Source organism: Streptomyces sp. NPDC099050, from assembly GCF_044759865.1.
Classification (GTDB): Bacteria; Actinomycetota; Actinomycetes; order Streptomycetales; family Streptomycetaceae; genus Streptomyces.
Genome location: NZ_JBIWAE010000002.1, coordinates 129,897 through 140,252, shown reverse-complemented (window position 1 = coordinate 140,252; position 10,356 = coordinate 129,897). Strand labels below are relative to the sequence as shown.

Annotated in this window: 12 protein-coding genes; 3 read left to right on the top strand and 9 right to left on the bottom strand. The window is 73.6% G+C overall.

Annotated features, from left to right (window positions below; genetic code table 11):
* Positions 1 to 154: 154 nt before the first annotated feature.
* The 5 genes from ACIQV3_RS03655 to ACIQV3_RS03635 form a co-directional block, all read right to left on the bottom strand.
* A complete protein-coding gene (locus ACIQV3_RS03655) occupies positions 155 to 853 on the bottom strand; it encodes a DUF4191 domain-containing protein (RefSeq protein ID WP_403709392.1) in 699 nt (232 codons plus the stop codon).
* 10 nt (positions 854 to 863) lie between these two features.
* Entirely contained in the window at positions 864 to 1,061 is a 198-nt protein-coding gene (locus ACIQV3_RS03650; RefSeq protein ID WP_250743563.1) for a hypothetical protein, read from the bottom strand.
* A gap of 247 nt (positions 1,062 to 1,308) precedes the next feature.
* Complete coding sequence (gene lipA, locus ACIQV3_RS03645; RefSeq protein ID WP_254383412.1) at positions 1,309 to 2,256, bottom strand: lipoyl synthase; 948 nt, start codon at positions 2,254 to 2,256, stop codon at positions 1,309 to 1,311.
* A gap of 119 nt (positions 2,257 to 2,375) precedes the next feature.
* Positions 2,376 to 3,173 carry a lipoyl(octanoyl) transferase LipB gene (lipB, locus tag ACIQV3_RS03640; protein WP_403709390.1) on the bottom strand — a complete coding sequence of 266 codons (798 nt, stop codon included), beginning with the start codon at positions 3,171 to 3,173 and terminating at the stop codon, positions 2,376 to 2,378.
* 88 nt (positions 3,174 to 3,261) lie between these two features.
* Positions 3,262 to 3,630: a hypothetical protein gene (locus ACIQV3_RS03635; RefSeq protein WP_403709388.1), complete on the bottom strand. Its 369-nt coding sequence runs from the start codon at positions 3,628 to 3,630 to the stop codon at positions 3,262 to 3,264.
* Positions 3,631 to 3,803: 173 nt separating this feature from the next.
* On the opposite strand from ACIQV3_RS03635, the gene ACIQV3_RS03630 reads away from it, so the two are divergent.
* Positions 3,804 to 5,318, top strand: a complete 1,515-nt coding sequence (locus tag ACIQV3_RS03630; RefSeq protein WP_403709386.1) for a regulator — start codon at positions 3,804 to 3,806, stop codon at positions 5,316 to 5,318.
* A gap of 315 nt (positions 5,319 to 5,633) precedes the next feature.
* On the opposite strand, the gene ACIQV3_RS03625 is transcribed toward ACIQV3_RS03630, so the two are convergent.
* The 3 genes from ACIQV3_RS03625 to ACIQV3_RS03615 form a co-directional block, all read right to left on the bottom strand.
* Positions 5,634 to 6,884 (bottom strand): FAD-dependent oxidoreductase, encoded by a 1,251-nt coding sequence (locus ACIQV3_RS03625; RefSeq protein ID WP_403709384.1) that lies wholly within the window; start codon positions 6,882 to 6,884, stop codon positions 5,634 to 5,636.
* A gap of 194 nt (positions 6,885 to 7,078) precedes the next feature.
* Entirely contained in the window at positions 7,079 to 7,972 is an 894-nt protein-coding gene (locus ACIQV3_RS03620; protein WP_403709382.1) for a TIGR01777 family oxidoreductase, read from the bottom strand.
* 72 nt (positions 7,973 to 8,044) lie between these two features.
* Complete coding sequence (locus ACIQV3_RS03615; protein ID WP_403710128.1) at positions 8,045 to 8,713, bottom strand: VIT family protein; 669 nt, start codon at positions 8,711 to 8,713, stop codon at positions 8,045 to 8,047.
* A gap of 115 nt (positions 8,714 to 8,828) precedes the next feature.
* Here ACIQV3_RS03615 and ACIQV3_RS03610 point away from each other — a divergent pair, with 115 nt between their 5' ends.
* Together ACIQV3_RS03610 and ACIQV3_RS03605 are read left to right on the top strand one after the other, a co-directional pair.
* Positions 8,829 to 9,926: a PP2C family protein-serine/threonine phosphatase gene (locus ACIQV3_RS03610; RefSeq protein WP_403709380.1), complete on the top strand. Its 1,098-nt coding sequence runs from the start codon at positions 8,829 to 8,831 to the stop codon at positions 9,924 to 9,926.
* 18 nt (positions 9,927 to 9,944) lie between these two features.
* Positions 9,945 to 10,082 (top strand): hypothetical protein, encoded by a 138-nt coding sequence (locus ACIQV3_RS03605; protein WP_403710174.1) that lies wholly within the window; start codon positions 9,945 to 9,947, stop codon positions 10,080 to 10,082.
* 3 nt (positions 10,083 to 10,085) lie between these two features.
* On the opposite strand, the gene ACIQV3_RS03600 is transcribed toward ACIQV3_RS03605, so the two are convergent.
* Positions 10,086 to 10,349, bottom strand: a complete 264-nt coding sequence (locus tag ACIQV3_RS03600) for a hypothetical protein (RefSeq protein WP_327307072.1) — start codon at positions 10,347 to 10,349, stop codon at positions 10,086 to 10,088.
* Positions 10,350 to 10,356 lie beyond the last annotated feature (7 nt).

Sequence of the window (10,356 nt, the reverse complement as noted above, 5' to 3'; positions counted from 1 at the left end):
TTGCTCGGCTCCGGCGGGCGCGTGGGGCGCCGCGCTGGCCCCGCGGCCTGTCCACCTATTTATACGCCGTTGGTGACCGGCTCCAAACATTCGCGGGCCCCCCCCCCCCCCCCCCCCGGCGGGCCGCCCCTCTGTGTCGTATACGAAAAGCGGATCAGCGCATCTTTCCGCCGCGCGGCATGCGCATCCCCTTGGGCATCGGGCCCTTCGGGATCGGCATGTTGCTCAGCAAGTCGCCCATGGCCCGCAGCTTGTCGTTGACCTGGGTGATCTGGGGCCCGGAAAGTACGCGGGGCAGCTTCATCAGGGTCGTACGGACCTTCTTGAGCGGCACCTCGCCCTCGCCCTTGCCCACGATGAAGTCGTGGACCGGGATGTCGGGCATGATCCGGGCCAGCTTCTTCTTCTCGTTCGCGAGCATCGGCTTCACCCGGTTCGGGTTGCCCTCGCCGATCAGGACCACGCCGGCCTTGCCCACGGCACGGTGGACGATGTCCTGCTGCTTGCTCATCGCGACGGCGGGGGTGGTGGTCCAGCCCCTGCCCACGTTGTCCAGTACGGCCGCGGCCGCGCCCGGCTGTCCCTCCATCTGCCCGAAGGCGGCCGTCTCGGCCCGCCGTCCGAAGATGATCGCCATCGCCAGGAACGCCACCAGGAAGCCCAGGATGCCCAGGTAGACCGGGTGGCCGATCAGGAAGCCGATCGCAAGGAACACACCAAAGGTGACGATTCCCACGCCCGCGACGATCAGACCGACCTTCGGGTCGGCCTTGCGCGTCATCTTGTACGTCAGGGCGATCTGCTTCAGTCGCCCGGGGTTCGCAGCAGTCTCTGCGTTTGACTTCCTCGCCATGCAGCGAAGTTTACGTGGCCTTCTCGGTCCGGGTCGCCGCGGCCTCGAGTACGTGCTCGGTTTCGACCCGGTCCTTGGCCCTGCGGCGGTCTTCGAGGACGGCCGTCCAGGCGTTCCGGCGGGCGCCGCTCATGAGCAGCGACTCCAGGCCGCGGACGGCGTCGGTGAAGGACGGAATGGCGATGGCGCGTACGGGCGCGGCCTGCATGGTGTCGACCCTTTCACGGTGCTCACGTCGGGGGGTGCCAAGCGTGTGTGCGGTGCGTCGAACAATCGTCACTGACTGGTGTTACCAGGGCATGACCGACTGGTCAAACAGTGATGAAACCTTGATGCGGCCCACTAGGTCTCTCGCTAGAGAAAGCCTAGGGGCCGCATCGGTGCGGGGTTACCCGTAAGTAAGACTTTGTGCGCGAGTTCACATACCTCTCGCATCACCAGTCCCAGGAGTTGCCTCAGACGGTCGCGCGCTTCTCCATCGCCTGCTGGTAGAGCCGCCCGGCGCGGTACGAGGAACGGACCAGCGGGCCGGACATGACTCCGGAGAAGCCGATCTCCTCGGCCTCCTGCGCCAGCTCCACGAACTCGGCCGGCTTGACCCAGCGCTCGACGGGGTGGTGCCGCGGCGAGGGCCGCAGGTACTGGGTGATGGTGATGAGCTCGCAGCCCGCCTCGTGGAGGTCCTTCAGCGCCTGGCTGACCTCCTCGCGCTCCTCGCCCATGCCCAGGATCAGGTTGGACTTGGTGACGAGGCCGTAGGCCCGCGCCCGGGTGATGACGTCCATCGAGCGCTCGTAGCGGAAGCCGGGGCGGATGCGCTTGAAGATGCGCGGCACCGTCTCGATGTTGTGGGCGAAGACCTCGGGGCGGGAGGCGAAGACCTCTTCCAGCAGCTCCGGGACCGCGTTGAAGTCCGGGGCGAGCAGCTCGACCTTGGTGTGACCGCTCTCGCGGCCCGCCGTCTGCTGGTGGATCTGGCGCACGGTCTCCGCGTAGAGCCAGGCACCGCCGTCCGCCAAGTCGTCGCGCGCGACGCCCGTGATGGTGGCGTAGTTCAGGTCCATCGTGACGACGGACTCGCCGACGCGGCGGGGCTCGTCGCGGTCGAGCGCCTCGGGCTTGCCCGTGTCGATCTGGCAGAAGTCACAGCGCCGGGTGCACTGGTCGCCACCGATGAGGAAGGTGGCCTCGCGGTCCTCCCAGCATTCGTAGATGTTCGGGCAGCCGGCCTCCTGGCACACCGTGTGCAGTCCTTCGCCCTTCACCAGGGCCTGCATCTTGGTGTACTCGGGACCCATCTTGGCCCGCGTCTTGATCCACTCGGGCTTGCGCTCGATGGGCGTCTGGGCGTTACGGACCTCTAGGCGCAGCATCTTGCGTCCGTCGGGTGCGACTGCGGACACGACCGGCTCCCTGTGACTTCGATTCTTCGGCGCCCACCAGGGTACGCCCGTAATTTCATACGTTCTTCACTCGGCCAACCTGCGGGCGGCCCGACCCATTCCCCGCCGTCCCCCCGGGATCAGCCCGCGGCGGGCTCTATCTCCCGCGGGCGCAGCTCGGCCTGCTCCAGCACGTCCTTCAGGTGCCGTTCGATCACCGGCAGCACCTCGGCGATGGTGATCTCGCGGCCCAGTTCGTACGAGAGCGAGGTCACACCGGCGTCGCGGATCCCGCAGGGGACGATCCGGTCGAACCAGGTGTTGTCGGGGTTCACGTTGATGGCGAAGCCGTGCATCGTGACGCCCTTGGCGACCCGGATGCCGATGGCGGCGAGCTTGCGGTCCTCGCGGCGCTGGCCGGCGTTGGACGGGGCGTACTCGGGGCCGTTCAGCCGGGCGTCGAACTCCTCGTCGTGCAGCCGCGGGTCGAAGTCCAGCGAGAGACCGCCGATCTTCGGCCGCTCCTCCACCGGGTCGCCGAGCACCCAGACCCCGCTGCGCCCCTCGACACGGGTGGTCTCCAGGCCGAACTCGGCGGCCGTGCGGATCAGCGCGTCCTCCAGGCGGCGGACGTGGGCGACCACGTCGACCGGGCGGGGCAGCTTCATGATCGGGTAGCCGACCAGCTGGCCCGGGCCGTGCCAGGTGATCTTGCCGCCGCGGTCCACGTCCACGACGGGGGTGCCGTCGAGCGGCCGCTCGTTGTCGGCGGTGCGCCGGCCGGCCGTGTAGACGGGCTGGTGCTCCAGCAGCAGGCAGGTGTCCTCGATCTCGTCCGCGAAGCGGGCCGCGTGCACCCGGCGCTGTTCTTCCCAGGCCACCGTGTACTCCACGGCCTCCGGACCGAAGCCCATGCGGACAAACCCAAGCTCAGCCACCGCGGCGCCTCCTCATTGAACCTGCCGACGAACTTGCTGTGTGCACCTATCGCACCCAGCAAGGGTACGGCGGCCCCCGCGGGCCCCGTCAGCCGCCCGTCCCGGACAACGCCCAAGGCCCGGGATCCGGGGATCCGGGGGGTCCGGTGGGTCCGGTGGGTCCGGGGAGCTGTTTCGGGCGCCTGCGGCCCAGGGGCGGCCGGTCCGGGTCCTCGTCCGCCCGCGGCAGCCGGCGGTGCCCCTCGGTGTGGTCGTTCACCCAGCCGCAGACCCCGCACGCGTAGCGCCCGTCGAGACCCGCGATGTACGTCCCGCAGCGACGGCACTCCGCCTCGGTGAGCTCGGGCGCGGCCAGCTCGGGTACGTGCGGCGGGGCCGTGGACTCTGCGTGGCTGCCGTCGCCTCCGGGGCGCTCGCAGCTGCCGGGGCGGGGCTCCCCGGTGGGCCGGCGGGTCATGGGGCGCAGCGTACGCGGGTGGAGGGGGTCGGTCCGTAAAGAGACCCACCGGTTCTGCACACGATCGGATGAATGTGGGACAGAGAGGGCGGTACGGGCAAGGTTCGCCGCTACATTCACGCCGTTTACAGGGCCGGAACTCCGGTCCGTTACGTCAGGAGACCGTGGAGCCGATGACGGAACGACCTGCCCAGCGCGTCCCCAACCGGCAGCTCTCGGCGCTGATCGCCGAGGCCGGGTTCTCCAACGCCGGGCTCGCCCGCCGTGTCGACCAGCTAGGTCTGGAGCACGGTCTCGATCTGCGGTACGACAAGACCTCCGTGACCCGCTGGCTGCGCGGGCAGCAGCCGCGCGGCACCACCCCGGCGCTGATCGCGGAGGTGTTCACCCGGCGCCTGGGGCGGCGGCTGTCCGCCCAGGACCTGGGCCTGGACGCGTGCGCCCCGGTGTACGCGGGGCTGGAGTTCGCGGCCACCCCCGAGGAGGCCGTGGACATCGCGAGCGGGCTGTGGCGCAAGGACTCCGGTTCGCACGCCGAGCTGCGCAAGATCGCCTTCACTCCGGCCGGGCTGGTGGTGCCCAGCCGGGACTGGCTGATCGGGCGCGCCGACGAGCGGGTCGGCCGGGGCGCGGAGCAGGGCGCCGCACGCGTTCCGGAACAGGGCCGCCCCGAACAGGGCCGCGCCGAACAGGGCCGTGCCGAGCTGGGCCGTGCCGAGCTGGGCCGTCCGCTGCCCGGCCGGGCCTCGGTGCCCCGGCAGCGGCAGATCGACCGCGGGCCCGGGCAGCGGGTGACCGGCGGTGACATCGCGGCGCTCAGATCGGTGGGCGAGCTGTTCCGCACCCTGGACCACGCCTACGGGGGCGGCCACGCCCGCCAGGCCCTGGTGCGGTACCTGGAGCACGAGGCCGAGCCGATGCTGCGCGGCACCTACGGGGAGACCACCGGGCGCCGGCTGTTCTCCGCCGCGGCCGATCTGACCCGGCTCGCGGGCTGGACCTCGTACGACATCGCCGCGCACGGGCTCGCCCAGCGGTACTTCGTCCAGGCGCTGCGGCTGGCGCAGGCCGCCGGGGACCGGCCGTACGGGGCGTACGTGCTGATCACGATGAGCCGGCAGGCGGTCTACCTCGGCCACGGCCGGGAGGCGGTGCAATTGGCCCGGGTGGCCCAGCAGGGCGTGGGCTCCGGGCCGCCGCCGGTGGTGCAGGCGCTGCTGCACTCGGCGGAGGCGCGCGGGCACGCGGTGCTCGGGGAGGTCAGGGCGTCGACGGCCTCGCTGGTGCGGGCCGAGCGGGCGCTGGGGGCGGCCCGGCCGGGGGACGACGTACCGCACTGGGCGCGGGACTACGACGAGGCGCAGCTCGCGGACGAGTTCGGGCACTGCCACCGGGACCTGCAGCAGTACCGGGCCTCGGCGCAGCACGCGGAGCGGTCCCTGCAGCTGCGGGCGCCCTCGTACGCGCGCTCGCGGCTGTTCTGCCGGGTGGTGCTGGCCACGGCGCGGCTGGGGCTGGGCGAGCTGGACCAGGCGTGCGCGCTGGGTGCGGAGGCCGCGCAGCAGGCGATGGAGATGCGGTCGGTGCGGGCGGTGGAGTACGTGCGGGACTTCGAGCGGCGGCTGGAGCCGTACCGGGACGCGTCCGCGGTGCGGGGGTATCGGGACCGGGTGGCCGCGCTGTCCTGACCCTGCGGGTCGGCTGGGGGCGCGCCCCCCGGCTGTGCCCCCGGGGCCCCGGGGGCTGCGCCGTGGTGTCCCTGCGGGTCCGCTCCCGGGGCTCCGCCCCGGACCCCGCTCCTCAAACGCCGGAGGGGCTGGATTTGCCCTGCGGGCAATCAGCCCCGAGGTGGGTGGTTGCCCGCGGGGCGATGCCGAGGCAGGTGGTGACCCGCGGGGCGACTCGGCCCCCGAGGGCGGTGGTTGCCCGCAGGGTGGCGCGGCCCCGCGGGCGTGGTTGCCCGCGGGGCTGGGGTGGAGCCGCCCGGCGGGTGGGTGGTTGGCTCAGGCGGCCACCGGGAGGGCGGCTCGGGGGGCGGACGGGACGGGGATGCCGAAGTCGCGCAGGAGCGCGGCGGCGGCGCGGCGGGCCGAGCGCAGGGCGCCCTCGACGGTGTTGGTGTCCCGGTGGTCGCCGCACACGTACAGCCCGGCCAGGACCCGGACGGTGCGCCGGGTGTCCTGCGGCGGCGGCATGGCGGGGACGGCCTCGGGGGTGTGGTGGACGGTGAGCAGCTCCCAGTCCCGGGTCGCGGTCTCGTAGAGCCGGGCGAGGCGCGAGGCGACCGTCCGGGTGGGCGGCGGCGGGCCGAGCACGGTGGTGGTGACCAGGCTGCGGCCCGCGGGGGCGCGCGTCGGGTCGACCGCGCTCATGACCGCCGTGTGGGCGACGGGCCAGTCCGGGTCCCCGTCCACGAGCAGCGAGCCGTCCGAGGCGAGCGGGGTGGTGGTGGCGTGGTGCATCACGGTCACCTGGTGGAAGGTGGGCACCCGCAGGCCCGGGAGCAGTTCGGCGGCGGCCCGGGCGCCGGTGGCCAGGACCGCGGAGCGGCAGCTGAAGTCGCCGTGTTCCTCGGTGGTGACCAGGTTGGTGGCGACGGAGCGGACCCGGACCCCGGTGCGTACGGTGCCGGGCGGCAGCGCTGCGGCGAGCAGTCCGGGCAGGGTGGCGGCGCCGCCCTCGGGTACGGCGAGGCGGCCGCGCGCGAAGGTGCGCAGGGCCAGGTCGGCGACGCGGCTGGAGGTGGTGAGCGCGGGGTCGCGCAGGAGCGCGGCGAGGAGCGGGCGCAGCGTCGTACCGAGGCTCCTGGAGCTCAGGGCGGCGTGCGCGGTGCGCTCGGGTCGGGCCAGGAGGCGTTCCTCGGGCAGGGCGGCGAGGCGGCCGAGCGCCGCGCCGATCCGGGCCTGGTCGAGGGAGCCGCTGGTCAGGGCGCGGGCGGGGGTGAGGGCCCCGGCGCGCAGCGTCCTGCCCTCGCTGTGGACGAGGGCGCCGGGCGCGAAGGGTTTGAGGACCAGGCCTTCCAGGCCCGGGGTGCGGGCCGGTTCGGTGTAGGCGGTGTTCAGGAGCTGGCCGATCCGGTCGAGCCGGAAGCCGTCCACGGTCTCGGTGGCCATCCGGCCGCCCGCGTCGTCCGCGCCCTCCAGGACGATGACCGTGACCCCGGCCGCGATCAGGTGGTGCGCTGCCGCGAGTCCGGAGACTCCGGCTCCTACGATGACCACGTCCGCATGATGTGCGTGTGTGCTGTTGAGCACGTGCCCCTCCCCGAGGTCGGCCCGGCTGTGTGGGGAACCTCCTTCCCCCAACGGGGTCGAGCGGAACCCGAGTTGGTCGGGCCATTGCGGGTAATGCGGTCAACTCCGGTCGCACGACGGTCGCATTCGGCTCACATGCGGTCGCACGCGTGCGCCGGGGCGCTCCCCCGGAGCCCCGGGGCTCCGGGGGCGTCTCAGGCCTCCAGCGCGGCCCTGATCGACTCCTCGATCCCCGGGTACCGGAAGACGAACCCGGTCTCCAGCAGCCGGGCCGGGCGCACCCGCTGACTGCCCAGCACGTCCTGGGCGAACTCCCCGAGCACCACGCGCATGACCGGCGCGGGCACGGCGAAGACCGCCGGGCGGTGCAGGACCCGGCCCATCGCGGCGGTGACCTCGCGGTTGGTCAGGGGCTCGGGGGCGGTCAGGTTCACCGGACCGGTCAGGGCGGGCGTGTCGATGATGTGGCGCAGGGCGGCGATCTCGTCGTGCATCGAGATGTGCGACCAGTACTGGCGGCCGTCGCCGAGGCGGCCGCCGAGGCCGGCCTTGAAGATCGGGAACAGCTTCCCCCAGGCCCCGCCCTCGGCGGCCACGACCAGTCCGGTACGGGCGGACACGGTCCGGACCCCGGCGTCCCGGGCGGGCGCGGCGGCGGCCTCCCATTCCACGCAGACCTCGGGCAGGAAGCCCTCCCCGGCCGGGGCGTCCTCGTCGACGGTCCGGTCGCCGGTGTCCCCGTAGTACCCGATGGCGGATCCGCAGACGAGCGTCGCGGGCGGCTCGTCCATCGCGGCGACGGCCGCGGCGACGGCCGCCGTGCCCTTGACCCGGCTGTCGCGGATCTCCCGCTTGTAGGCGGCCGTCCAGCGGTGGTCCCCGACGCCGGCCCCGGCGAGGTGCACGACGGCTTCGCACCCGGCGAGCCCCGCCGGGTCCACGTACCCCCGCGCGGGGTCCCACCGCGCCTCGCCGGGCCCGGCCGGCTCCCGCCGCACGAACCGGACGAGCTCGTGCCCGTCGGCCTTCAGTGACCGCCCGAGGGCGCTGCCGATGAGGCCGGTGGCCCCGGTGACCGCGATACGCATGCCCCCATCTTGGCAGCGCTCCCGCCCCCGCGTGCCCCGCGGCCCCGGAGTCGCGGGCCGCAGACCGGGCTCTCAGGTGGCGGTGCCCAGCCAGGTGCCGACCGCGTAGGTCACCGCCATGGCCAGGGCGCCGCCGGTGACGTTGCGCAGGATCGCCCGGATGGCGGGCGCCCCGCCCAGACGGGCGCTGAGCACCCCGCACAGGGTCAGGGAGAGCAGGACCGCGACCACGGTCACCGGAACCCGCTGCGGGGCCCCCGGCAGGACGATCGCCAGCAGGGGCAGCAACGCCCCCACCGTGAACGCCACCAGGCTCGCCAGCGCCGCGTGCCAGGGATTGGCCAGCTCGTCGGGGTTGATCCCCAGCTCCACCCGCGCGTGCGCCCGCAGCGCGTCCCGCTCCGTCAGCTGCTCCGCGGCCTCCCGTGCCACCGGCTCGCTCAGCCCCCTGCCGACCAGCAGCCCCGTCAGTTCCTCCAGCTCCTCCTGCGGCGACTCCGCCAGCTCCCGCCGCTCCAGGTCCAGCGCCGCCTTCTCCGAGTCCCGCTGGGAGCTGACCGACACGTACTCCCCCGCCGCCATCGACAGCGCGCCCGCCAGCAGCCCGGCGACGCCCGCCGCCATGATCGCCGTGCGCGAGGTCGTGGCCCCGGCGACGCCGACGACCAGGCCCGCCGTGGAGATGATCCCGTCGTTCGCGCCGAGCACCCCCGCGCGCAGCCAGTTCAGCCGTGTGCTCATCGCCGCGCTCTGCCCCGCCGCACCATCCGCTTCATTCACGCCCCCACTGTCGCGGGCGCCGCCGGAAGGAGCCACCCGGCGTGCGCGCCTTCGGCGCCGGGATCAGGGTGGAGGGGTGAGACGCCGACGCGAGGAGCCTGGCTGGCTGCGCGGGGCGCCGCCGCCGCGCTGGGCCCGCCTCGCGCCCGCGGTGGCCCTCGTCGTACTGGTGTTCGTGCAGCGCATCACCCCCGGCGACGTGGAGCTGGGCTTCTTCCTGGCCGGGCTCCCCCCGGTGGCCGCCTTCGCCTACGGGGCCGCCGGGACGGCCGTCTTCGCCGCGGTGGTGCTGGTCCTCCTCGGCCTCCCCTCGCTCGGGATCGCCCAAGCCCAGGGTTCCGACCTCGGAACCGTCGCGGTGATCGGGCTGCTCAGCGTGGTGGTCGCCTGGGTCCGAAAACGCCGCGACGCCCAGCTGGTGAGCGTGCGCACCGTCGCGGAGGCGGCGCAGCTGGCGGTCCTGCCGCCCGTCCCCGAACGGGTCGGCGCGGTCGGCTGCGCGGGCCTCTACCGGGCCGCGCAGCACGGCACCCTGGTCGGCGGCGACCTGTACGACGTACGGGTCGGCCCCCACGGCGTGCGCGCGCTGATCGGTGACGTCCAGGGCCACGGCCTGGCCGCCGTCGGCACCGTGGCCTCGCTGCTCGGCGCCTTCCGGGAGGGGGTGCTGGACGACGCGGAGCTCACGACGGTGGCGGCCCGGCTGGACCGGCGGCTGCTGGCGGACTCGGCGGCCGAGTCGGTGGACCACGCGGAGCTCTTCGCGACGGCGGTGCTGCTGGAGTTCCCGCCCGGGCTGGACCTCGTACGGATCGTGTCGTGCGGGCATCCCCCGCCCCTGCTGCTACGGGGTTTCACGGTCTCGGAAGTCGACGTGGACCCGGGGCCCCCGCTGGGCCTGGGCCTGGCCGGCCCCACCCCGGCGGCGCCGGCCGAGCTCCGGATCGTCCCCGGGGACCGGCTGGTCATGTACACGGACGGGGTGACGGAGGCCCGCGACGCGGCGGGCAACTTCTACCCGCTGGCCGCGCGCGTGCCCGTCCTGGCGACCGATCCGGCGGGGCTGGCACCGGCGGTGTGGCGGGACTTGAGGTCCTTCACCGGAGGCGGGCCGCGCGACGACGTGGCCCTGCTGGTGCTGTCCCTGGACGCGGAGCGGGACGGCGGGCGGTGACCACGCCGTACTGATCACATGACCAAACGGCGGGACCTCACGCACGACGGGGGCGGCGACCGCTCCCCGTCCGTCGAGGCCCTCGAAAAGCTGCTGCCGTGGCTCAAGGAGCAGGGCTACGGCTTCAGCTTCCCGAAGGTCCCCGAGGCGGGCTGAGACCTACCCGGCGTCGCGGATGAAGGAGCGGACCATCTTGCAGGTGACGTTCGACGGCCGGCGGATGCCCGTCCGGACGGCCATCGTGCGGATCTTGCGGTTGGTGGCGCGCTGTACGTCATACGTGCCGGAGTCGAGCAGCGATATCGCGAGCCGCATCGCCTTCAGCCGCCGGTTGTGGCTCTCGTACCACTCCCGGGGCAGCCCCGCCGGCAGCGGCTTCTTCTTGACGGGCTCGATGGTGTGCAGGGTCATGGCAGTGGCCATCTACAGC

What these genes read in the sequence shown, in the direction of transcription:
- ACIQV3_RS03605 (WP_403710174.1), top strand. Translation starts at nt 9,945, where the DNA reads ATGACCAAACGGCGGGACCTCACGCACGACGGGGGCGGCGACCGCTCC.
- ACIQV3_RS03600 (WP_327307072.1), bottom strand. Translation starts at nt 10,349, where the DNA reads ATGGCCACTGCCATGACCCTGCACACCATCGAGCCCGTCAAGAAGAAG.
- ACIQV3_RS03655 (WP_403709392.1), bottom strand. Translation starts at nt 853, where the DNA reads ATGGCGAGGAAGTCAAACGCAGAGACTGCTGCGAACCCCGGGCGACTG.
- ACIQV3_RS03615 (WP_403710128.1), bottom strand. Translation starts at nt 8,713, where the DNA reads ATGAGCACACGGCTGAACTGGCTGCGCGCGGGGGTGCTCGGCGCGAAC.
- ACIQV3_RS03650 (WP_250743563.1), bottom strand. Translation starts at nt 1,061, where the DNA reads ATGCAGGCCGCGCCCGTACGCGCCATCGCCATTCCGTCCTTCACCGAC.
- ACIQV3_RS03635 (WP_403709388.1), bottom strand. Translation starts at nt 3,630, where the DNA reads ATGACCCGCCGGCCCACCGGGGAGCCCCGCCCCGGCAGCTGCGAGCGC.
- ACIQV3_RS03620 (WP_403709382.1), bottom strand. Translation starts at nt 7,972, where the DNA reads ATGCGTATCGCGGTCACCGGGGCCACCGGCCTCATCGGCAGCGCCCTC.
- ACIQV3_RS03630 (WP_403709386.1), top strand. Translation starts at nt 3,804, where the DNA reads ATGACGGAACGACCTGCCCAGCGCGTCCCCAACCGGCAGCTCTCGGCG.